This window comes from Ohtaekwangia sp., from assembly GCF_036568665.1.
Classification (GTDB): domain Bacteria; phylum Bacteroidota; class Bacteroidia; order Cytophagales; family Cyclobacteriaceae; genus Ohtaekwangia.
Genome location: NZ_DATCSD010000242.1, coordinates 1 through 22,873 on the forward strand (window position 1 = coordinate 1; position 22,873 = coordinate 22,873).

20 protein-coding genes are annotated in these 22,873 nt (G+C 41.2%); all 20 read left to right on the plus strand.

The annotated features are described in order from the left end of the window. Window positions 1–440 precede the first annotated feature (440 nt). Window positions 441–4,082, plus strand: coding sequence for a hypothetical protein (locus VIN08_RS13355; protein WP_331965812.1), 3,642 nt, complete (start codon window positions 441–443; stop codon window positions 4,080–4,082). A gap of 10 nt (window positions 4,083–4,092) precedes the next feature. Next, window positions 4,093–6,279, plus strand: coding sequence for a DUF6443 domain-containing protein (locus VIN08_RS13360; protein WP_331965815.1), 2,187 nt, complete (start codon window positions 4,093–4,095; stop codon window positions 6,277–6,279). A gap of 46 nt (window positions 6,280–6,325) precedes the next feature. Then, window positions 6,326–6,703 carry a hypothetical protein gene (locus tag VIN08_RS13365; protein WP_331965818.1) on the plus strand — a complete coding sequence of 126 codons (378 nt, stop codon included), beginning with the start codon at window positions 6,326–6,328 and terminating at the stop codon, window positions 6,701–6,703. A gap of 14 nt (window positions 6,704–6,717) precedes the next feature. Next, the gene (locus VIN08_RS13370; RefSeq protein WP_331965821.1) at window positions 6,718–12,312 is read left to right on the plus strand and encodes an RHS repeat-associated core domain-containing protein; all 5,595 of its coding nucleotides are present in this window, start codon (window positions 6,718–6,720) and stop codon (window positions 12,310–12,312) included. Between the two features lies 1 nt (window position 12,313). Beyond that, window positions 12,314–13,048 (plus strand): hypothetical protein, encoded by a 735-nt coding sequence (locus VIN08_RS13375; protein WP_331965824.1) that lies wholly within the window; start codon window positions 12,314–12,316, stop codon window positions 13,046–13,048. A gap of 100 nt (window positions 13,049–13,148) precedes the next feature. Next, the gene (locus VIN08_RS13380) at window positions 13,149–13,814 is read left to right on the plus strand and encodes a DUF4347 domain-containing protein (protein ID WP_331965827.1); all 666 of its coding nucleotides are present in this window, start codon (window positions 13,149–13,151) and stop codon (window positions 13,812–13,814) included. 14 nt (window positions 13,815–13,828) lie between these two features. After that, a complete protein-coding gene (locus VIN08_RS13385; protein WP_331965830.1) occupies window positions 13,829–14,515 on the plus strand; it encodes a hypothetical protein in 687 nt (228 codons plus the stop codon). A gap of 411 nt (window positions 14,516–14,926) precedes the next feature. Continuing rightward, a complete protein-coding gene (locus VIN08_RS13390) occupies window positions 14,927–15,112 on the plus strand; it encodes a hypothetical protein (RefSeq protein WP_331965833.1) in 186 nt (61 codons plus the stop codon). Continuing rightward, window positions 15,113–15,496 carry a hypothetical protein gene (locus VIN08_RS13395; RefSeq protein ID WP_331965836.1) on the plus strand — a complete coding sequence of 128 codons (384 nt, stop codon included), beginning with the start codon at window positions 15,113–15,115 and terminating at the stop codon, window positions 15,494–15,496. It begins immediately after the preceding gene. Window positions 15,497–15,812: 316 nt separating this feature from the next. Beyond that, on the plus strand, window positions 15,813–16,655 hold the full coding sequence (locus VIN08_RS13400; protein ID WP_331965839.1) for a hypothetical protein: 843 nt from the start codon (window positions 15,813–15,815) through the stop codon (window positions 16,653–16,655). A 237-nt stretch (window positions 16,656–16,892) separates the two neighbouring features. Next, window positions 16,893–17,600, plus strand: a complete 708-nt coding sequence (locus VIN08_RS13405) for a hypothetical protein (RefSeq protein ID WP_331965842.1) — start codon at window positions 16,893–16,895, stop codon at window positions 17,598–17,600. Between the two features lie 795 nt (window positions 17,601–18,395). Beyond that, window positions 18,396–18,593 carry a hypothetical protein gene (locus VIN08_RS13410; protein ID WP_331965845.1) on the plus strand — a complete coding sequence of 66 codons (198 nt, stop codon included), beginning with the start codon at window positions 18,396–18,398 and terminating at the stop codon, window positions 18,591–18,593. A 66-nt stretch (window positions 18,594–18,659) separates the two neighbouring features. Next, window positions 18,660–19,256, plus strand: a complete 597-nt coding sequence (locus tag VIN08_RS13415; RefSeq protein ID WP_331965848.1) for a leucine-rich repeat domain-containing protein — start codon at window positions 18,660–18,662, stop codon at window positions 19,254–19,256. A 280-nt stretch (window positions 19,257–19,536) separates the two neighbouring features. After that, a complete protein-coding gene (locus VIN08_RS13420) occupies window positions 19,537–20,127 on the plus strand; it encodes a hypothetical protein (RefSeq protein WP_331965851.1) in 591 nt (196 codons plus the stop codon). 102 nt (window positions 20,128–20,229) lie between these two features. Beyond that, a complete protein-coding gene (locus tag VIN08_RS13425) occupies window positions 20,230–20,802 on the plus strand; it encodes a hypothetical protein (RefSeq protein ID WP_331965854.1) in 573 nt (190 codons plus the stop codon). Between the two features lie 19 nt (window positions 20,803–20,821). Continuing rightward, window positions 20,822–21,307, plus strand: coding sequence for a hypothetical protein (locus VIN08_RS13430; RefSeq protein WP_331965857.1), 486 nt, complete (start codon window positions 20,822–20,824; stop codon window positions 21,305–21,307). Window positions 21,308–21,636: 329 nt separating this feature from the next. Then, a complete protein-coding gene (locus VIN08_RS13435; protein ID WP_331965860.1) occupies window positions 21,637–22,023 on the plus strand; it encodes a hypothetical protein in 387 nt (128 codons plus the stop codon). An 80-nt stretch (window positions 22,024–22,103) separates the two neighbouring features. Then, complete coding sequence (locus VIN08_RS13440) at window positions 22,104–22,454, plus strand: hypothetical protein (RefSeq protein WP_331965863.1); 351 nt, start codon at window positions 22,104–22,106, stop codon at window positions 22,452–22,454. Then, the gene (locus tag VIN08_RS13445; RefSeq protein WP_331965866.1) at window positions 22,447–22,629 is read left to right on the plus strand and encodes a hypothetical protein; all 183 of its coding nucleotides are present in this window, start codon (window positions 22,447–22,449) and stop codon (window positions 22,627–22,629) included. Before VIN08_RS13440 ends, VIN08_RS13445 begins: the two co-directional genes overlap by 8 nt. Window positions 22,630–22,670: 41 nt before the next feature. Then, window positions 22,671–22,873, plus strand: a 203-nt coding sequence (locus tag VIN08_RS13450; RefSeq protein WP_331965869.1) for a hypothetical protein, incomplete at its 3' end; no start/stop codon positions are given.

Here is a 22,873-nt window from a genome sequence, read left to right on the forward strand (position 1 = left end):
TTTGGGGGAGGATATATACCCGAGGTAATATCAGTTAAATCTTCATCGCCTTGAAGAATAACCTACCTGCATTGTATGCAGAGACAATTATCATTTTAAAAGACAGTTCCAAGAATACACCATTTTGCTGTATTAATTGATGATGTTTTTTCATGCTTAATGAAGTATATAAATTACTCAATCTTCAAACAGGCATTTACTCATGCTAAATATTGATATAAGCCTAAATATTTTAGGTGGTTAATTGTATGAATTTACTATATTTGACGATCGATATATAACTAACCTGCCTCCAAAAATGATAAACTATCTTCCTGCGAAGATGACGCTAAGAATTGCGCTGTCTATATTTCCAGCCATTATTCTGATCAATCCAGAAGCTACCTGATTCTCTTTCTTATAAATAATATTCTCTTAACGCAACGCAATTTTTAGAACGTATGATAAAACAAATGCGTAAAATTTTACTGCTGGGTTATGTATTGACAATCCTGGCTACGCAAAATACAAACTGTCAGGATCCCAACATTCCAAAGCCCATCGTATCCATAAGTTCGCCCAACGCGGCAGCTTTGGGGAAGTATGCTAACATACCCGTTAACTATCATATTGGAGTTCCAGATATAAGCTTTCCTATATACACTGTGCATGAGGGGCCGCTTCAATTGCCAATCAGTTTAAGCTACCATGCATCCGGACTGAAGGTGATGGAGCAATCAAGTTGGGTTGGCGCTGGGTTCTCTTTGAATTGTACTGGAGTTATAACAAGGACGGTTAAAGGCATGCCAGACGAACGGGTTTCATCTGAAACCGTGCCTGCGATGTCCTATTTGAAGGCGCATGGATACTACAACTATTTGTATAGTGATTTTTCGTCGGGCAGCGATAAGGTGCTGGACTATCTTAATTTTGGCAGGAATAAAAAAGACGGTGAAGCTGATTTATTTTTTTTCAATTTTAACGGCTTCACCGGGACCTTCTATATAAAGCCTGATGGAACACCATTATTCTTTCCCCAGCAGGACATAAAGGTAGAACCCCAGTTTGATGTGAACGATATTCAGTATCTAATAGGTTGGGTAATAACCACGCCGGACGGTACAAAATATATATTTGGCAAGACGCCTCAGAATTCATCAGATGTCGATGCCGTTGAAGAGAATCGTACAAACTCTTTTGAAAACGGTTTGGATTATTCGGGATTTAACGTGATCTCCAGCTGGTACCTGAACGAAGTGCGCTCCGCTGACAATCTTTTTTCCATAAGGCTAAATTACGCAAAGGAAAATTATAGCTACTACACGGTATCAATGTTTCCGGTAAGGAACGGCACCTTAGGCGGCTTCGGATTAGTAAAAAATAATGTGCTTGGCATACGCCTCAGTTCTATTGTATTCTCCAATGGCACGGTAACGTTTGTGCCTGCATCAGAACCAAGACAAGATTTATCGGATGCGCTGAACGATTTGAATGACCATGAAAATGGATTTTCCGACATTGAACATAGCGCGCGTGCATTGAAAGAGATTCAAATATCGGGGGGCACATTTTGCAAGAAATTCAGTTTTGAATATGATTATTTTAACAGCGACAAACCGCTAGGTTCAACGTACGGTGGCAGCCCGGGTGGTGGTGTTGAAAGTGACTATAATATACATACTGACAAAAAAAGATTGAAGCTAAAATCGTTTCAGGAACACGCTTGTTCGGAAACAGTAAATCCATCCGAATCGATTAAGCAATCGGAGCAAATTCCCGCTTATACTTTCGAATATTATAATGAAGATTTAGTTCCGCGGACATTGTCCACGGGTCAGGATCATTGGGGTTTCTATAATGGTGCTGACGGAAACACGCAGTTGATTCCTTCCTGTTCCCTCGATGGAGGGGCAACTTATTCGGGGTCATCCGCGAATCGGGAATCATCCTGGCCCCAGATGTGCGCAGGTGCGTTAATGCGGGTGACATACCCCACAGGAGGTTCGGCAAAATTCATATATGGTCGCCACCGAACGAGGGTCACTGAAGCAGTGGAATCTGCATTACATTTACCCTATGATATTTCTGCTCGTGGTAATTCAGTAGAAACATCCAGTTCTACCAAGTATAACATTTCGGTTTATAAAACTACACGTTACCTGATTCGTGTGCGGGCCTTTGGAAGCGCCAATGGCGGAGTATTCCGTGGCGCCTATTTAGGAACCACAAGCTGGGCGGCAACGAGTTTTGATTGGGTGGAATTTAAGATATCCCTACAACCAGGCATTTATGAGTGGTATTGCTATTCTTCAGGTGGAGATTCCGGAACGGGGGTTCAAGCCGAACTATACGAGATTTCAACTTCGATGGGACAAGTAGACGCAACCGTAGGCGGATTGCGTATTGAATCTATCCAATACAACGATGGTAATTCCGCTGGTGTGACGGTGAAGAGGTTTGAGTACAGCAGCGACATTGGAGCGGGGCGCGGCGTTTTAATTGGCAGACCACTGTATATCATGCTTGCCAAAAATGATCAGGTCAAAGCTTCAGGTATTGCATACGGATTTAATAGCGGGGGCGCAATCGATGCCCGGGAAAGCGATGGTTGTATGAAAATAGATGAAGCCAAGAAAAGCTTCTACTGTTCACCATCCAGTGTGCTTCCTATGCAAAGTACACAGGGCAGCCATATTGGATACGGCGAAGTTCAAGTGAAGGAGGGTGACGGAGGATATACTATATATCGCTACAAGGTACCATCACCGGCGATTAGCAGCCTTGCTGGTACGATTATTAATCAATCAGATTGCGATCAGAGCGCTCCGAATTACCCGCCTGCTCCCAATCAATATGACTATTCACGGGGAGAATTGTTACATAAGTATATATATAATGCAAGTGGTAATGTTTTGCAAGAGAACCACTATCGGACTGATTATACGCCAGGGCTTGTTGGCCTCAACGGACTTATAGTAAGGGGACATGAGGAGTTCCTGCTGGCCACGGAATATAAACTTATTCCGTACAAGAAGACCAAGGTTTCCGATTTCGAAATTGTGTACAACCAGGATGCTACGCACAAATCAACCCAACGCGTAACAGAAACTTTTTTTGAAAGCGCTAATCATACACTGCCTACACGAACGGTGGTGACTGACATTGCAGGTGGTAGCGATTTAGACAACATGATAAGGGGTAAAGTTTTAACAGAGGTCAGAAATACCTATGTGGCTGATGCAGCTATACCGAATTGCATGGTTGCCAACACACATGATGATCCCTGGCTTTCTATGCAAGAAGGGCTGGCCTATAGCAGTTATGGCACCGCCTTAAACAACTGCAATGACGCAACTTGTAAGTTACGCGCCTGGTGGACGTATACCAATACCATTAATGAGCTGCGCAAGCAATATGTATCAAGTCGTATTGACTTGAATACACAAAAGGCAAATTGTTTGTCATCTTCGTTAACAACCGCTGGCTCCGAATTAAAAGCAGTTCTTTCCCTGCAACTACGCAATCAGGTAGGGAGTCTTCTGGAAACGTCATCATGGCGCGATGGTAATTTTTTGAGGAGCTCGCGCATGATCTACCAGGATCAGGGCAACAATCAAATCTATCCGTCAGCCCTTCAGACCATCCTGTATGCATCTCCTCAGGCTGCAACCGTATTTACTCCTATAACTTTTGGAAATACCGCCATTACTGCAGATACGCACTACGGAGTGGAGGAAAGTTATAAATATGCTAATGGCAATGTGGTTGAAATTACCGGGAAAAATGGAATTATCACTTCCTATATATGGGGGTATAACAATACCCTGCCTGTCATAAAGGCTATGGGTGTTCCCTATAGTGTTCTATACGCGGCTTATAGTGCATCGGGTGGAGATATATCTGCTTTAAGAAATCAACCATCGCTCAAGAAAATGCAAGTCTTCACTTACGGATACGATCCACTGGTGGGCATGACCAGCCAAATTGATCCCAACGGAATTTCATCGATCTACATATACGATAAACTTGGACGATTAGCACACATAAAGGATAAGGATTCCAAGGTCGTGCGGAAGTTCGAGTATAACTATAAAACAAACTGACCAAAGAGGTATGAAGACAATTATAAGATTTTTAATGCCTTTCGGTATTGTACTACTTTGTATCGTTCAGAGTTTTTGCCAGGTTACCGTCACCATCAATGCAGGGGGTACTGCCTATGTAGGGCAGTCAACCAGTTATTCAGCCAGCGTTACCGGAGGATCTCCGGGTAGTTACTACTGGAGCGTCAGCGGAGGCACCATCACATCATCAAACACCAGCAGTTCAGTAACCGTCAACTGGAGTTCAGGCACTGGTTCGCTATCCGTACAAGTATTCTCTTCTGGTGGGGGAACGCCGTATCCGATCGGCAGCGCATACCTGTCTGTTTCTCCGGCAACACCACCACCCCCTGCGGTTCAAATTATACCGAGCACTACAAGCGTTTGCACCGGGCAAACTATATCTTTCTCTGCTAAAAACCTGAAGACTTCATCTTCGGTAAGCTATACATGGAAAATGCAGGGTGCTGTAATGTCAACCGGTACTACCATGAGCGTCTCTGCTACAACGGATACAACCATTCCGAATGCGTATAGCCCTGGTGATGTTATCGAGCTTTTTGAAGTCACGTGGACTGGAGGAAGTACTACTTCCCAGACGCTTGTTGCCAGCTATTCTTCAGGAATCTCGATTGCTCCACAACCATCAAATCCTATATCAGGTGATCAGAGCCAGTGCGGAGCCGGAAGTATAACCCTGACCGCCAGCACAGGAACTAATGCCAATGCGATTCACTGGTATAACTCCTCCAACGCTTTAATTAAAGAAGAAATTGGTGCAAGCTCCCAGTATGCCACTGGTCTTCTCCAGATACCAGGTGCATCGTACCGTGTATCGAGCTATAATACCAACAATGGCTGTGAAAGCAACAGAATCACAGTGTCTGCCACGATCAATCCGATACCAGAGGTCCCTTTGGCAGTCAACGGGACGCATTGTGGAGTTGGCCGCGTAGCGCTCTCTGCAACCATAGGAGCGAATGCAAATCGGGTAATTTGGAATGGACCCACGCCTACCAACGCAGACGGCACGAAAGCCTTGAGTCCTTATATAAACAGTTCTGCTTCTTATCAAATTGCCAGCTATAATTCAGCGACCGGATGCGAAAGTACATGGGTTCCGATAACGGCTACTGTCGGGCTTGTACCCGGTATTCCTTCGGGAATAGATGGCTCGCGTTTCGGAAACGGCACTGTTCTTTTATCGGCAACTCCAGGAACAGATGCCAACACTATCAGTTGGTATGACTCTTACTCATCTACCACGCCTTTGGCTATCGCGCTGACCTATCTCACCCCTGAGTTGCATGAGACCAAAGAATATTGGGTTGCAAGCCGTAACACTACAAGTGGCTGCGAGAGTGCTGTGCGATACTCGATTAGTGCGATTGTAAGCAGTAGCCTTAATTCAATTATCACTTACAACGTCATTTCCGGCAATGTATTGGATGCCGGCACCATCCCAACTTTGCCCATTGAAGATGTAAACAAAACCACGGTATATTTTGATGGTCTAGGCAGAAATATTCAGACGGTTGCTAAGCAGGCGTCACCTGGTCATCAAGACATAGTCGTTCCTGTTACTTATGATGCCGCGGGGCGGGAAGATAAAAAATATGCACCTTTTGCTGCCGAACAAAACGGGCTGTTTAAGTCAACTAATGAAATTCTGGAACCTGTTACGCACACCTATAGAGGCGCGGCTCAATCCTTTTACTCTTCTACAGATGGCCTGGTTGCTGCCGACAACGATCCGTACGCGAAAATTATATATGAGGCCAGCCCACTGAATCGTGTAGTAAAACAGGGAGCTCCGGGAACCAACTGGCAACCCAACGCAACCACCAATGATTATACAGACCATGTGGTGAAAAAACAATATCAACTTAACGCTGAGAACGAAGTACTCTTTTTTACCTATAGTGCGGCTACCAGATCTCTTTCTTCCTCGAGCAGTTTGAGTTTTTATGGACCTGAAGAGTTGATTAAGCATGTAACGTTTGATGAAAGTAACAACCAGGTCATAGAGTATACGGATAAAGAAAGCCACCTGGTTTGCAAAAAGGTTCAATATGATGTGAATGAAAACGGGCCTCTCTTTGCGGAAACATATTATGTATATGACGATTTAGGAAGCCTGGTTTTGGTACTTCCTCCCGAAGCAATTGTATCCATTAAGGCTGCCTTTAAAAATTAGAATTAATATGAGATTATATATACTATCGTTTTTCTTAATATTTCCCATGCTCCTTCGTGGACAGAGTATAGCTACACAGAATTTGGCATGGCAGGCGTCTTCTGTTACCGATGTAAACACCGGCGATATACTTTCTGCCGGCGGAGACAAGATCATTTCGCATGGCAGCACTTCCGTGGAATGGAAAGACAACCAGGGTCATGTAAAATATACCTACACAGTAAATACCGTAAATGGCACCTGGAGCAATGTGAGTAACAGCGGCTCTATCATTTACCAGGTGACTGCCGGAGGTAAATCGGGCACCATCACTTTTATAAGATCCGGAAGCGAAATCACCATACGTATACTTCTGTTGAAAGAAGATGGGGAGAATATTCCGGATATGTATGAATTTAAAATTACAGGCATCACTACACTCTAATTTCTGTTGACAACATGAGATTTATTCTATCTACCTTCTTTTCCAGTATACTGTTGATGGGTATACTGTGGAGTTCTCCTGCGTCAGCGAAAGGCGATGCTCCTGTAGTGGATGCTGTTCCGGATGCTGTTGAATTTGCAGCCCTGAAAGCGATCTATGATAAGCTGGGCGGAGCCAACTGGACTACCAAAACAAACTGGCCTGTAAGCGGCAGCTGGCCATCTTCTGCTACCAGCGCTCAGTTTGGTACGTGGTATGGTGTAACGGTAACCAATGGCGATATTACCAAAATTGTACTCAGCTCGAATAACCTTGTTGGAACGTTGCCATTGGAAATAGGCTCGTTGAAAGCTGCTACTATATTTAATATGTATGGTAACGCGGGTATAACTGGTTCTATTCCTGCTGCCGTGGGCGGTATGACTGCGCTGAAGGAAATTTACTTATACTCCTGTGGTTTGAGTGGAAATATACCTTCCGAGCTTTTTAACATTGCCGGTTTACAGATTGTGTATGCAGACCATAACAATTTAAGTGGCAGCCTTCCGGCTTCGCTGATAAATGCCACTGCACTGACAACCCTGGTATTGCATGAAAATGATTTAACGGGTAGTATTCCATCAGAGATAGGGAACCTTAAATATTTAACTACCCTGTCGCTGCATCACAATAACCTGAGTGGTACGATTCCTACATCGATGGGCAGTCTTTCAAACCTGGTATACTTGCTTTTACATGTTAACCAGCTTAGCGGAAGCATTCCTGCTTCATTGGGTAATTTGAGTAAGGTGGTTCAGTTTTATCTGAACAACAACAATCTCACCGGCAGTATTCCGCCTGCATTGGGCAACCTGGCCAGTGTGCAGTATTTTTATATCTATGCTAACAAGCTCAGCGGGACGGTACCTGCAGAATTGGGAAATATTACCAAAGTCAGATACTTCTATATAAACGATAACCAGCTTACCGGCACGCTGCCAGTAGAACTATCCAAACTCACGCAGACGGTAACCTTCTATGCCTATAACAATAAGTTCAGTGGTGTTTTACCTTCCACATTATTTAATGGTTGGGGCAGCCTGTCGGTTCTGAATATATCCAGCAACCAGTTTTCGGGTGATTTCCCAAGCTCAATCGCTACCTGCCGGTCTCTGGTGAGTTTTGCTATTGGTAAGAATCTGTTTAGCAGTCTACCGTCAGGTATGCTTAACCTGGGCGTACTGGTATCATTGACCACTAACAACAACGAACTAAAAGCGATTCCTGACTTTACAACGCACGTAAACAAGGCGAATTTAACGTTGAACGTTTCGTATAACCGATTGGACTTTGGGTCATTGCAACCACTCGTTGGTGTTGGTATAAAGTCTGTTACCAGCACACCGCAGAATAACATACAAGATGTGCAATTTATAACGCCTGCTATAGGCGCATCGCTTACGATACCCGGCCGCACAGCCGGCAGCAACGGTACGATTACCTGGGAGAAGCAACAGGATAACGGAAGCTGGACGAGTGTGAACAACCTGAACGGCAACACCTCACAGCAAAGCTATACCCGGAGTGCCTTTGCTGCGAGCGATGAAGGTGTATATAGAATGAGAATGACGAACACATCCTTTTCAGGTGTTACTATCCAAACCGATCCGATCAAAGTAAAAACTGCTGTTAACCTGGCATTGGATAACTGGGCGTTTCAATATACATATGACGACCGGCGTAGAATGACGCAGAAGAAAGTGCCGGGAGCCGATTGGGTATATATGGTGTACGATAATCGCGACAGACTTGTAATGACACAGGACGGTGAACAGCGCAAAAACAACCAATGGTTGGTTACCAAATACGATGCACTGAACCGCCCCGTAATTACGGCAATCTATACGCATACATCTCCTGTTGATCAGCCCACGATGGCCGGATTAATCAGCACGGCAAATTTCTACGACAGCTTTGATGGTACTACAACCTTTCATGGTTATACCAACAATGTTTTCCCAAATGATGTAACGAAGCTGGATGTACAGACGGTAACATATTATGATTCGTATGATTACAAAAATCTGGTCAACGATGGCCGCTATAACTATAAATCCGATGAGTTTACCGATCAATATAAATTTGATGCCAATGGCAACAGTTTTCCCGGTGTAATTGGTCAGGTTACCGGCGCAAAGAGCAAAGTGCTTGGCGCAGGAAACTATATCATTACAGCCAATTATTACGATGATAAATACCGGGTAGTGCAGACCGTTGCCAACGATATGCATGGCGACCTGGACAGAACTACCAACGTATATGACTTTGCAGGAAAAGTTCTTAAATCAAAGAACACCCGTACCGAGTATGGCATTCAGTGGACGAATGTGATCAGTCCTGCGGTGGTTAATAAACTCAATAACGCTTTGGCGAGGGCTGGCGGCAGCGCTGATGGCTGGAACGCAGGTGCATCATCAGTACAGGTATTGCCTGCCGGGCAGGATGGCTGGATGGAAGTAACGGCAACCGAGCTAACCAAGAACCGTATGGTTGGTCTGGCTTCGTCTGATCCGGATGGCGGTTTCACCAGTATAAATTATGCGCTATATATGGTGAATTCCAGTTTTAGCCTGCAGACTTATGAAAGCGGTGTAAAACGTTATAACGGCACAGGACTCAATACAGGCGATGTGCTCCGGGTAGAGCGCAAAGGCACTACGGTAACGTACCGGCAGAATGGAAAGCTTATAGCAACATCTGCTGTTGCTTCTACTACGGACTTGCGCGTAGACGCATCGTTGTATTCATCAGGCGCCACGCTGGCCGATGTGCGGGCTTCTTTTGCAGCACGCAGCACCAGCATAACCAGAACCTTTGAGTACGACCATGCCGGCCGCCTGCTTAAAACCTGGCACCAGGTAAATGGCGGTACCAATGTATTGCTGGCAAAGAATGAGTATAACGAGCTTGGCCAGTTGATCACGAAGAAACTTCATTCGGAAGACCAAGGCTCAAGCTTCAAGCAACATGTAGACATGCGCTATAACATCCGTGGTTGGCTCACACGGATCAACAACTCCGATCTTACGCCGGATCAAACCAATGATCCACGCGATCACTTTGGTATGAACCTCTCCTACAATGAAACTGTAGCTACACTGAACAACATACCACAGTTCAATGGAAACATATCAGCTATCCGGTATAGCAACAACCAGGGCTTTAGCGATGTAAAGGAGAATGCGTATCAATATACTTATGATCCGATGAACCGGATTACCGGGGCAAACTTCCGCCAGAAGCAATCATCCGGCTGGGCTCAGCCTCAATATTTGGATGATAAGAACAATCCGGTTATTACAGATGCCTATAGCGAGACTGGCTATAAATACGATCAGAATGGCAACATACAGCAGCTTATCCGCAAAGGAAAGAATGGTGCCACTCTGGATAAACTTACCTATTACTATGGCACCGATCAGGGGCGGAGCAACAAACTGCTCAGCGTAAGCGATGCAGGCGATGTAACGCAAGGCTTTATAGATGGCAACACCGTAAGTGATGACTATCTCTACGACAATAACGGCAGCATGAACGCAGACCGAAACAAAGATATAGCCGCCATTGCCTACAATCACCTGAATCTGGTAGCACAGGCAACGAAAGGGAGCAGCGAGTATATCAAATATATTTACGATGCTTTGGGCAGAAAACTCTGCCAACAGGTATATAGTGCCAGCAACGCCCTTACCAAACAAACCGATTATGCAGGCGAGTATTTTTATGAGAACGACACGCTCAAGTTCATTAACCACGAAGAAGGCCGCATTGTAATGACCGGCACCGCTCCGGAGTATCAATATCATTTGAAAGATCACCTGGGCAACGTGCGTGTTACGTTTACTTCCAAAAATGAAACGGAGAGCGCAACAGCAACTTTAGAGACAGCCAATGCAAGTTCTGAACAAGGCAAGTTTTTATACTATAATGAAGCAGTAAAGATAAACTTCCGATTATTCGATCATACCAGACAGGGCAGTACAAACTACTCCACCCGCCTGAATGGTACAGTCAACGAGCGCACTGGTTTGGCTAAATCACTAAGCGTAATGCCAGGCGATGTGATCAACGCAGAAGTATATGCCAAATATCTCGATACCAATCAAACCAACTGGACAACCGCAGTAAATAACCTGATCACATCTATCGCCAATGGAACTGCTGCCGCAGGCACGTATGTAGATGGTGGAGCTGTTGGAAGCACTGGTGGTACGGTTGATCCGTTTGCAAGCATTTTGAATAAAGGCAGTGAAACCGGCACAGCGCCAAAAGCATATTTGAATTACCTGATCTTCGACAGAAATTACAACGTACTGGATGGTGGTTTTGTGAGGGTTACAGAAGCAGCTAAAGAAAGCGGCACGGATGTGCTACACGAGAAACTCTCGAAGCAGCTTACTATAAAAGAAGCCGGTTATGTGTATATTTACCTGAGCAACGACAACGCGGCTTTGGGCGGAAGTTCCATTGAAGTGTACTTCGATGATCTAAAAATAGAGCAAACGAAATCTCCGGTAATTCAAAGCGAAGAATATTATCCGTTTGGTTTATCTTACAACTCCTATACGCGTGAGAATACGACAGCGCAGAATTACAAATACAATGGAAAAGAATTACAGGACGAACTCAATCTTGGATGGTTGGATTATGGATCTAGAATGCAAGAAGCAACTATAGGCAGATTCACTACGATGGATCCTCTTATGGAAAAGTTTACTGGCTTCTCTCCATACAACTACGTTCTTAATAATCCTGTGTTGCTCATTGATCCAGATGGGATGCTAGCAAGATACAATTGGAGTAACGGCCAATATGAAGACACAGACGAAAATGGGAATAAGACAACAGTAAGCTGGGACGAGACTCAAAGCCAGCACGGAATTGGAAAATATTCGGGCACGACTACAGTTGCTCTTTTTCCTGGATATAAATCTGATGGTTCTGGAAGACTGAAATTCGATGCTGAGACCACTGGGTCGCTCTTAAGTTTAGCACAATCCGCAAAGACTAATGTAAACTTTACGGTTTTGCATGTGGGGGACACTAAAGAAGCTGCGGACCTTATGGAAGCCCTTCCACAGAAGATCGTTGGGTTAATTGTCGGAAGTCATGGAGATTATGACAACGCTTATTTTCAGATTGGAAGTGATGTATTTAGTTCTCCTGAGCGAATAAATATCTCTCCCAACCTTTCAAGAATATCTAGAACTTTATCAATAGATGCACAAATTATTTTTACTGCTTGCAATTTGGGTGCTACAGAAAATGGTGGAGAAGCACTTTTAAATGCATTATCTCTTAAGTTCAAAAGGACAGTATTTGGGAATAGAAGTTTTACCCCTGGTCGAGCCGATTTGTTTCAAGGAGGACCAGGCAGTCCCGCATACTATACCGAAAAAGAAATGAGTTCTTATGAAGGGATACCAGGATTTCCGCGAAGGCAATTTGGAAGAGCTTATGAGAATTCAGGGCAATGGACTCGAGTTACGTATTCAAACGGAAAAACATCGTCATCAATAGTTAGACAGCCGTTTTTTGATTCATTTGGAAAATTTAGATATAAAGAGTAGCATGAAAATACGTTTGTTTTTTATTCTTACTGTTTGTAGTTTCTATCTCACGACTGCGGCTGGCATAAATCCAGTGGCAAAGTATTATAGAGATATTAATTACTGTACCTTGGAGGGAGTCGGTGAACTGACTGATGCCGAATTGAATACGTATCCATATTTCAAGATTTTAGAACCTAACAGCGAGAATAAGATTATTGAAATGGTTAGCGAAACCAACTCCTACATAGAGCATTATGTTAAGAAAAAGAATTCATGGATGTTGACAAATGAACGTATAGGAAATATTTCACATGTTTATCAATATACCTTTGTGTCAAATAACAAGGTGTTAGTATTGGAGTACTTGGCGGTTTTAACTTTTCGTGAGGGCAAAGGGCCAAGTGAGGAAAAGTTAGCGAGACTTCAAAATGGACTTCGAAACGCAAAACATTTTCTGGTTTCGCTTTCTATTATTGATTCGTTGGGAAGAGTGGACTATTTTCTGCCCCATGACTCAAAGATAAAGAAAAAACCTTACCCAAATTTTGACGAGCGTTTACCCAGACTCGAAATTAAGAGTGTCGTTAAGAAATCATACAAAATAGTTCAAGATACATTAGTTGAAGAGAGTAGAAGCCAACTAACTGATGAGGTTGTAGGTATAATTTGCTACAATTTGAAAGACAAATCGGGACACAAGCATAATAGATTCTGGCCATTGTTTTTTCCGGACAGGATAAATTGTGGTGACTAATTAAGGTGACTAAGGCATTGCGATCAATTTGGAGTCCGATCCCGACCTGGAATAGCCTGATATCGGTGAATGTTCTACGGACCCGGCTAATGTTCTTTTGATGCAAAACGATCTTTCCGAAAAGGCGGACCATGGTGGAGCACTTGCTGAAATGCTGGACGCCGCAAACGAGAACGGGAGTATAACAGTTTTGAGAGTGAGTGATTCTAGGGATGCGGCAAACCAAATCGAAGATATGGGAAGAGAGATAGGTAATCTGATCATTGGAAGTCATGGGCAATACAAACATGCCTCGTTCCGAATCGGGGATGGTGATCTGTTTAATAGCGCTAATAAAATAGCAAACAATGGCAACCTTTCGCGGATACGTAAATACCTTGGAGATAATAGTCAAATTATTGTGCATGCCTGTCACGTTGGGAACCCGGATAATGGAGGTGTTCAGTTGCTCACTGCGTTGGCTTTAAAAATGAAAACAACCGTCTTTGGTAATCAGAGTTGGAGTCTTAGTGCACCTGGTATGTTCGGAGGCTATTTATTTGGTATCATTCCATACTATCAGGGATCAAATGATTCGCCAGCTGAGAAATCTTGCTTAGGAAAGGAAGGTTGTAATACTTATACACATAGCGAGAGAAGCCGGGCATTTGATAACGCAGGCAGTTGGACGAAAGTTACGTATTCAAATGGAGTAACTAAGGCTACGACTATTAACAATGTTTACTACACTAAATCTGGCGGATTAAACTATTCTGAAAACCCTTAAGCAAGAGAATAAACATGTTTAGAACGGGACTTGGTATAGCTTTTTTCCTGATGGGGTGTATCGTTAAAAATAACAATACAGGAGTCGTGGACATGCAAAATAATTCCAAATATTTCTCTGATATAGATTTATTTCAGATGAAGGGAGTTGATGAACTGTATTTAGAAAGCTCCAATCAACCTCATGTAAGAATTGATTCCATTGGAAAAAATCAACGAGATGTTGTTTTTTCATTTGATGGAAAAACTGTTTATAAAAAGAATTATCAATATGATGGACATTGCTGGACATTCTCACACCATGTTAATGATCACAATGAGGGGAGCGTTTTTTATTTCTATGAATTTGTTTGCACGGATAGTATAGTTGAGTTAGAGTACAAGGGTGATCCGTTTAAGGGTGGAACATTGGAAACTGTGAGAAAGACAACGCATGACGGAGTTTGGGAGTACGATTTTGAAGATGATGCGGTAAAAGTAAAACCGAGGTATGATGTAGAAGTTTATCATCTTGGAAAACTCATTAGAAAACGTATTTCAATGTATCAGATCAAAGACGGTATTCTCACTTTGCATAAGAAGACGATTAATGGTGCAACTGACCGAATGGAGCGAGAAAGTGTTGACTGCTATGTGGTTGGTAAGTTTTCTTTTTTTTGGTGGACCATTGTTGGCTATAGATTTGAGAAAATTGACTGTTAGAACAGGACGACAGTTTATGGAAATAGAGCAGCCGCAGGCTCAATAGGGTTTGTTTTTAGGAATACTGTTACCGGTCCAATCTTAAAAATGACTATTTAATTATGAGATATATAAAATTAATAGTTCCATTGATGGTCATTGCTTGTTCTGGTGCGTCTAAGATTTATAGCAGTAAGGAAAGTGGAGTGGACGTTAAGGATAAATTGGGGAAGCTATATCACTCATTCGGCAGCATCAATTGATCTATATAGGTATAAAAAAGGCGGGTTCAAAAAATGAACCTGCCTTTTTTATGAATACGCTTTTCTGGCTTTAGCATCTCTGATATAGGTATCGATGAGATCGTATAGCGTTTTCCCATGCCCTTGTTGGTGTCTTCACCAACAATCACACCCAAACCCCACACTGATTTTGAATTTGTTAGACACACTAAAAGTTCATGGAAGTGGCGGTCGACATGGTTTGGCAAGACTAGAAATTTCAGGCAGTAAGGGCATTGTTAAAATTGTAAACGGCTCTGCCAATAATTACAAGGGCAATATTAAAGAAGAGATGAAAGCTGGTACAAGATTCATTTTTACCCAAAGTTCAAAGTAGATGATAAATAAAGCGTGGATTGCTCTATATAATTGTTTGTTTTTAGTATCGTCTCGTTATAGGGAAATTGCATCCTTAGAATCTCCTATTTTTGAAATTTTTGAAGACTTAGATACAAGATTAATTGTTGGATTAAATGACGAGAGCCTCGAAATCTTTTTGAAAGAAGGTTGGATTAATGACGGAATGAGAAGAGAGCTGTCGCAATTCAGAGATTTTGTAAATAATATAGATTCAAAGTATTGGAACGCAGAAGATTTTGATCATTTGGAAGATTGGAACTTAGCCAGAGAGTGGGCAATAACCCTAATGAGCAAATTGGGGTTTAAAAACAAAGGTTGGAATTCTAATGGGGAGACAATTATATACACACAGGGCGACTAGGCAGGTTTGAACACTCTCTCACAGGCATCAGCAAGGGCTTCATGCCCTTGGTGTTCTTCACCAACAATCACACCCAAGCCCCACATTTGATAAGTGATGATTATGAGAATGTTGTTGAAAGAACTACAAACCTAGTTGCCCACGAAGCTGGACACCCTAAATTTAGGAGAGATCATCCAAACGCTAAAGGAAGCTTACATGTTCCAGACACAATAATGCAGGAGTTACCGATGAGAGATTCAAAGCATGATGATTGGATGATTCAGAGATTGAAAAATATCCACGGCACGATAATTAGAAAATAAATTCTTTGTCTATGAAGCACCTTTTGTCCATTTGTACTTTTATATCGCTTCTGAGTTGTTCGACCAATTCAAATAAATCGAGCATTAAAAGTTTTAATAATGATGCTAGGACTTATTTTATAAATAATGAAGAAGCTTTTGATTTAGCGCCCTTAAGTGAATCTGAAAAGTGTATTATCAAAAAGAGTATATCTAATGATTTAGATGAAATTAATAATTGGCGAACAGTTACAATAAGTGATCAATTTTACATACGAAATTATCGAGTGGAGGGAGTTGATTTCGATTTCTCGTTTGTTAAAGATTCAGTTGGAAATTTCTATTTTATAAGCCTTCCTCAAATACACGATTATATCTATAGCTTATCCAACTATTATGATGAAATTGATAATTTTTTTGTTCTAAAGGATTCGATAGATTTGGTAGATATAAGTTCACCCTTTGTGGATAAATTAACTGAGAGTGAAATTTTTGCTATGAAAAATGGAGACTTTGGTGACAAATTTCGTCTCTTGGACAATCTAATGCATGAAATATTTGAATTATTCTTTTTACAAGAAATTTCGATTGGGGAATTTGAGAATGAATTTCGAAATAAAATAATCGGTACCAGTAGCAATAGAAATTATAACAAGGTTAAGGAATTACTTAATAAAATAACCACATCTTCTAACTACGTTATAAAATCTTGTGCCATCAAGGAAGTTGGATATGTTCTATTTGTATATTCTTTGGAGAATCAAATCGATAATCAAATTCGAATCAAGATTTACTTCTTACCTCAAATTAAGCGATCAAGAATTGCTCATTCAGATATTAGTACTAAATATAAAGATTGCTTCTCCCTGCATTAGCCACCTTCATTCCCTTTTATGTACTCATGTCCTATCATTTTGCGGGGCCAGATTATGGCTTTTCGGACGATATCATGGGCACATCCGGGTCTAGCAAAATTGGTTATGATCATTATCTCGCATACTATAACCTTGCGAAGGCAACATGGTATCAACCTAATAATACCTTCGTTAACTCCAGGATTATTGATCTGGACTACAAAGCCGATTTAATCCAACCAACTCAACAACAAATTGATGAACAAGAATAATATTGCAAACTGCATTGTTTTGTTTCTCCTGACCTTCTGCTTTAGTTGCCAAAAAGGAAGAAATTCAATTGGCGGAGGGTTTCTAGTGTTTGAGAAGGAAGATTTTTGGTGCTATGTCCCCGTGATGGCGATGGACACTAATGCCTGTAGTCACGACTTTAAGTCAGAGAATTTTGGCAGAGCAATAAAATTCCGGCCACAACAGGACGTCTATCTGATGGAAAATTTTGATACACTGCGAATTAAAGGAAGTCATGGGAGTAGGAGCACATTGCAAATTATGCCCGTGATTATGGACTACAATGCCCAAGATTCTGGGATAGGAGAAGATACTTTTAAGGTTGAGACGGATGACGGCAATGTACTCTTCAATTATGTTGAGGGGGTGGTGGAAATAAAAAGCATAACTCCACTCTTTTGCTATCAAAGGAGAAAAAGCGATGTGAAAGCTTGCGAATGCGAGAGAAATGAGAATGACAAGTATGATTATTTGTTTAAAGTATGTAAATATTTAAAGTCAAAGGGTGATGTATCTTTCCAGCCGTGCAAATATAAGATTGCAGCTGTTTCGAAGTCAAAGTATAACGGAAGAGAGGCGATAGAAGTGAATTTAGATTGCTGTTACTTAGGTGATCGCGCTTACTTTGACCCAATTACAAATGAACTGATTTCATTTTCTTACGGCGCTGAATGATCCGACTTGATCTTTGAATCAGCTTATTGATGCTGCACTTAAATCAAAGAAGAAGGTAGCGTTCAAGAACGAGTATAAGCACTACTTTCATGCCCTTGATTTCTATTCTTCACCAACAATCACACTCAACCCCACACTGATTTTGGAATTGTTAGATACAACTGGCTTTTGGGTACATAAAGTTGTTGGTGTTGTGTGATGAGAAACGAGTATGGTATTGAAGTGACTATAAAAAAATGAGAAAGCACATAATATTTATTTTTTCGAATTTAGTCCTGTTTTTGATGCTCCAATTTGCTGTTGTTCTTACCGCCTTTTTATTGGGGTTAGCCTCGAGTAATAAATATGAGCGGGAACAATGGATGCTTTATTGTTTTTTTTGTTTACTGCAGGTAATCATATGCATTGTGATTCCATATTTTAGAAAGTCACTATCAAAGTATGAATTTTTATTAGGTGTTTTACTTGTAATTTTGTCTTGGATAATTACAGGATGGTATATATCCTGATAATTCCCTGCAGCAAGAAAGCCTCGGTAGCCAAGTCTGAATCGGATGTAAAAAATACGGATCACTTGATTAGTATAATTTCCAACGAAGACATGGCTAAAAGTATGGGATCAGGTGTTAATGGAGTTGGCGAAAAGGGCGGACTCAATATCTGGATGAGTCAAAGAAGCGTTGATGAGACTCTCAAGACAGGTAGTGCTCGCGAAATATCTCACGAGGCGGGTCATACCCCCATGCCCTTGTTGGTGTTCTTCACCAACAATCACACCCAAACCCCACACTGATTTTGAATTTGTTAGACACACTAAAAGTTCATGGAGGTGGCGGTCGACATGGTTTGGCAAGACTAGAAATTTCAGGCAGTAAGGGCATTGTTAAAATTGTAAACGGCTCTGCCAATAATTACAAGGGCAATATTAAAGAAGAGATGAAAGCTGGTACAAAGATTCATTTTTACTCAAAGTTCAAAGTAGATGATAAATAAAGCGTGGATTGCTCTATATAATTGTTTGTTTTTAGTATCGTCTCGTCATAGGGAAATTGCATCCTTATGATGAAAAAATTGATTGTCTTTATTTTTATAATAACTCCTTTAGTTGGAGTACCTCAAGATTTTAAAAACGGAGTTTTTAATAACCTTGATTCCGCTTTGAGAGCCCCCAACCAAGTTCAGAGTCTTAGGCTAGACTCGGATAACATTGTGGAAATAGACGCAAGCATAGTCAAACTTATTAATGTTAAGAACATTTCTTTAAGTCACAATCAAGGAATTAACTTAGTTGACTTATTCGATAAACTTGCCATGCTTCCGAAGCTAGAGTTTTTGAATTTATCGGATTGCCAGATTGAATCTTTGCCAGCAAATATTTCAAAGTTATCTCATCTGAAGAAACTAATGCTTGGTAATAACAAATTGACTGAGCTTCCGCCAGAAATGAAACACTTGCCAAAATTAAAAGAACTGATTTTTAGTCAGTATCCAGACGATTTTCGAAGGCTTACTGATGAGCAGAAACTCCGAATGTTGAGTTTATTGCCTCGCACCAAAATATTACTAACGGAGTACGCCGGGGGAGCCCATGGTTACTATCGATTGGGGGCGAGAACAGTAAGAGTGACAAAGACTACCTTATGGCCAAATAAATAAGATTATTCTTCGCTGCTGGTCTCGGTTTCCTCGATTTTGGCGCTCGACTCTATATGCCAGATATTGGACCCCCTTGCTGTCGCAAGTTTAGCGAAGCGTAACTTGTGACTTGCTTTATAGCAAGTTTCCAACTTGCACATTAACAAGCTGAAAGCTTAAACTAATAATTACTACAAGTTGGAAACTTGCGGCAGCTAGGGTGGCTATGGGGTTGGTCTAACTCCTTCGGGGGAAAGTTCAGCATCGGGTACAGCAAATGTTTCATTGTCAGTTTTGTATTATGAACCAGTACATTTTAGCACTCACTATGATAGCCAATAAAAAACATGTCGTTCTAATTTTTCTCATTTTCTGTTCCATTAATGTCAAGGGCCAGAATTCATCGAAAAGTGATTCGATACAGTTTCCTATTTCATTTAAGGCTGCGAAAGATACTTTGGATCCTTTGTTAATTAATTTTAAGATGTTTAATGAATCGAGCAAAGCTGAGATCGGACTTATTAGAAGCACGGTTGATGGACGAAGAATATTTCAATTAAGCAGGCAAAAGAATGATAGTTTAGTAGAATTAGGATTGGCTCCGTTTGGCTTTTTCTATATAGTTGGTGAACTACCAATTGTTGATTTCGTAACAACAGAGCGTATTGAAATTGAGGTGCATAAAGTAAAATTTCCGCGAACGGTATATATGGGCCTCGTTGCCAGTTCAGTTCATTATCTTATCGAAATTCGCAATGTGAGTGCTGAAGGAATGAAATCCTATTTTTATTCAATTGATCTGAAGTTCTGGCCCAAGGAAGTGAAAAGAATATTGAAGTCTGAAAAAGCAATAGAGAGAAAAGCAGAGGAGATTTTTCAAAGCTTCAAATAAAAAGTCGAATCGCGAATGATTTTGATTTTGAAGCAGCGGTAAAATCAAACATAGATTCTAAAGTTTATTCAGAGATGAAAGGAAAACAGAAATAATTAACCTATGAAGTGTTATATACATAGCGGTTTTATTGTTTTATTATTTTCCACTTGTATTTCATCAAGGCGAACTGATCGCAAGGATATAATAGATATAGCTGCCTGTTGTCAAGATACGATAGCAGGTAGAAGTAAAAAAGAGATACTCAATGTGTTTGCAGATGTACTTAACGGGCTAGTTCCGAATTACAACAGAACTTACACTAAAGGATTCCACGTAAACAATGCCTGCCGCCTTGAGGGAGTGTTTATTTGTGATTTTGTTGATACGCTTAATGTAGAAAGAACGTATAATGAGTGTATCAAATTTTTGGATGGTCATATCTACCATTTTTCTGCCATTGAAAATGAATCATCCTACAGCAATATTGCAATTATTAATGGGGAAGACTTGAAAATATTCAGAGCATTGAATTGCCCTGGGAAGGGTGACAAAGTAGAGGACGTTGTCAGATATGTCAAAAATAGTATGACCGGTATAATAAGCAATGAAGCATTGATCCAAAGAATTTTAAATTATAGGCAATATGGAATTTATGTAATGGAAGATCCTCATGCTGAATTTATCTGTAAATAAGAAGTGCCCATCAACAGGTATGAAGGCGATTTTATTTCTTGTCATTACAAGTATATTTAGTGTTAATGCCTATGGTCAGGGAGGTTGGAATATTAAATATCTGCCAGTTGACTCGATTAATGAATCGCTTTTGGGGAGAGAAGTTCGGATAGATTTTAAGTCGAATCCTTCCGAAACAAATAAGGGAAGAGCTATTAATATTCGTAAAATGCTTGCCAATCGGGATACCGTTAATATTGAAATTGCTGGGCACCTGATGCAATTTGTAGAAAATTGGAAGATATACATTGATCTCGGATCGTTTGCCGATCAAACACTTGAAAGTGTTAAAGACAAGAATAATGGCACGGAGTTAATCATTAGAGAAATGTTTATAAGGGGCATAGGTAAATCTTCCGTCACGTTAGAAATATACACCTACCATTCAGATGATTTTGATAGAAGTAATGTACAGGAGATTATAGTTGAGAAATCTCTTATTAAAGGGATTTTGGTGAAATTTTGATATATATAACGGATTGTTCGGCTTGATCCACTGTCTGAGAAATATTACTATAACTCTCCATATGCATTTAGCGAGAATAAAGTTACTGCTCATCGTGAGTTGGAAGGTTTGGAGGCCGAGCCGCTATTTGATGCTCCGAGGGTTGAAGAGCCGGCTGATGAGGGACCAAGCTTAAATTCTATAGTAGAAGCTGGTGCGAATGCGTGGAGTACGATTACTGGCTTTTTGTTTGGTGATGGAAATAATGGCACACCAGAGAGTGCAAGTAAGTTAGGTCAAGCACAAGAATTGGTTCCTGTAATTGCAGCTTAGCGGCCTTTGGATCGGCTATGCAACAGGCAAGTGGACCACGTCAAGGCACTTCAAAACCTACCACAAAACAACCTGCTAATGCAAAGCCAACAACGCCAACCGTAACGACAGTAAACGCTAAGAATATTAAATTTAGTCAAAGTTCTGTGAATGGCCCTCAAGTTAAAGCCCTTGAGCAAAGCATGAAACAAAAAGGATGGCAAGGTTCGCCAGTTGATGTAGTTGAAACAAAACCGGGTAACCTCGTCACACTCGATAATAAACGAGTACTTGCAGCAAGTCGAACAGACACTCCCGTTCAGGCTGTTATTCATGCGGCCGATACTCCATTACCAACAAACTACGTTGAGCGTTTACTACTAAAAATGGAGGAATTCCAGCTACTTTTGGAGACGCAGTCATGAATAGAATTGGAAGCCAAGCTTCTGGATTTAGGAATACTTATCCGCAAGGATCTAATGTTACTGGTTCAACAGAATAACGAATGAGCTATTTATTGCCAAAGGATTTAACTCCCTCCTGGTTTAAATACCCGAAGGAGTTTTTGAAGACCATAGAATTACCGATTATAAATATTACACCTTGGTATATTCTTGGTGACGAGCAGCTTCATCAGAAGTTTAAAGGATTAAAGGAACGTTTCCCTTCCAGAGACTTTATGCCTTTCGCGAAACGAGATGATAATGACGATGTAGCTTGTTGGTCTAAGGATGATCCTCAAAAAGTTATTATCATCCATGATTTTTCCACTGAGGGATGGGAGATAGTAAAGGTTTACGATTCGTTCTGGGATTGGTTTAAAGATGCAATTCAAGATATGATAGAGTTTGATTAACTCTGGCACTGCTGTTGGAGGTGCAATAGGTGGATTTGTGGGCGGACTTTTTGGTGGAATAGCCGGAGCCTTTTGGGGATCATGGTTAGCAGAAGAAACCGCGACTTCGGCTATAAATGTGAACAGTCAATCATCCCCAGGAACAAATACAGGATATGAAGAGGCAACATTTTAGCACATTAGGATAATTTTGAATAGAGTTTGGGTATTACGAAAATGAATATTACACTGCAGATTAATGATAGTTGTGTCAGGGCCTCCGTCCCCTTCCAGAGTTCACCTGGTGATTTGAATAGATGGATGGACTTCATTCTTGAAGTTTTGCGTTTCAGTTCTGAGAAGAAAAGGATTTACCTATTTACTCTGTCTCCCCAGAACTACTCACTAGGTTATGAACTTGGTTCTTTTGAGGAAAGTAA

Excerpts from the sequence above, each read along its gene's own strand:
- VIN08_RS13420 (WP_331965851.1), top strand. The coding sequence starts at position 19,537 with ATGAACCAGTACATTTTAGCACTCACTATGATAGCCAATAAAAAACAT.
- VIN08_RS13430 (WP_331965857.1), top strand. The coding sequence starts at position 20,822 with ATGAAGGCGATTTTATTTCTTGTCATTACAAGTATATTTAGTGTTAAT.
- VIN08_RS13360 (WP_331965815.1), top strand. The coding sequence starts at position 4,093 with ATGAAGACAATTATAAGATTTTTAATGCCTTTCGGTATTGTACTACTT.
- VIN08_RS13380 (WP_331965827.1), top strand. The coding sequence starts at position 13,149 with ATGCAAAACGATCTTTCCGAAAAGGCGGACCATGGTGGAGCACTTGCT.
- VIN08_RS13405 (WP_331965842.1), top strand. The coding sequence starts at position 16,893 with ATGAACAAGAATAATATTGCAAACTGCATTGTTTTGTTTCTCCTGACC.
- VIN08_RS13440 (WP_331965863.1), top strand. The coding sequence starts at position 22,104 with ATGAGCTATTTATTGCCAAAGGATTTAACTCCCTCCTGGTTTAAATAC.
- VIN08_RS13395 (WP_331965836.1), top strand. The coding sequence starts at position 15,113 with ATGATAAATAAAGCGTGGATTGCTCTATATAATTGTTTGTTTTTAGTA.
- VIN08_RS13435 (WP_331965860.1), top strand. The coding sequence starts at position 21,637 with ATGCAACAGGCAAGTGGACCACGTCAAGGCACTTCAAAACCTACCACA.
- VIN08_RS13415 (WP_331965848.1), top strand. The coding sequence starts at position 18,660 with ATGATGAAAAAATTGATTGTCTTTATTTTTATAATAACTCCTTTAGTT.
- VIN08_RS13375 (WP_331965824.1), top strand. The coding sequence starts at position 12,314 with ATGAAAATACGTTTGTTTTTTATTCTTACTGTTTGTAGTTTCTATCTC.
- VIN08_RS13425 (WP_331965854.1), top strand. The coding sequence starts at position 20,230 with ATGAAGTGTTATATACATAGCGGTTTTATTGTTTTATTATTTTCCACT.
- VIN08_RS13400 (WP_331965839.1), top strand. The coding sequence starts at position 15,813 with ATGAAGCACCTTTTGTCCATTTGTACTTTTATATCGCTTCTGAGTTGT.
- VIN08_RS13365 (WP_331965818.1), top strand. The coding sequence starts at position 6,326 with ATGCTCCTTCGTGGACAGAGTATAGCTACACAGAATTTGGCATGGCAG.
- VIN08_RS13385 (WP_331965830.1), top strand. The coding sequence starts at position 13,829 with ATGTTTAGAACGGGACTTGGTATAGCTTTTTTCCTGATGGGGTGTATC.
- VIN08_RS13370 (WP_331965821.1), top strand. The coding sequence starts at position 6,718 with ATGAGATTTATTCTATCTACCTTCTTTTCCAGTATACTGTTGATGGGT.
- VIN08_RS13355 (WP_331965812.1), top strand. The coding sequence starts at position 441 with ATGATAAAACAAATGCGTAAAATTTTACTGCTGGGTTATGTATTGACA.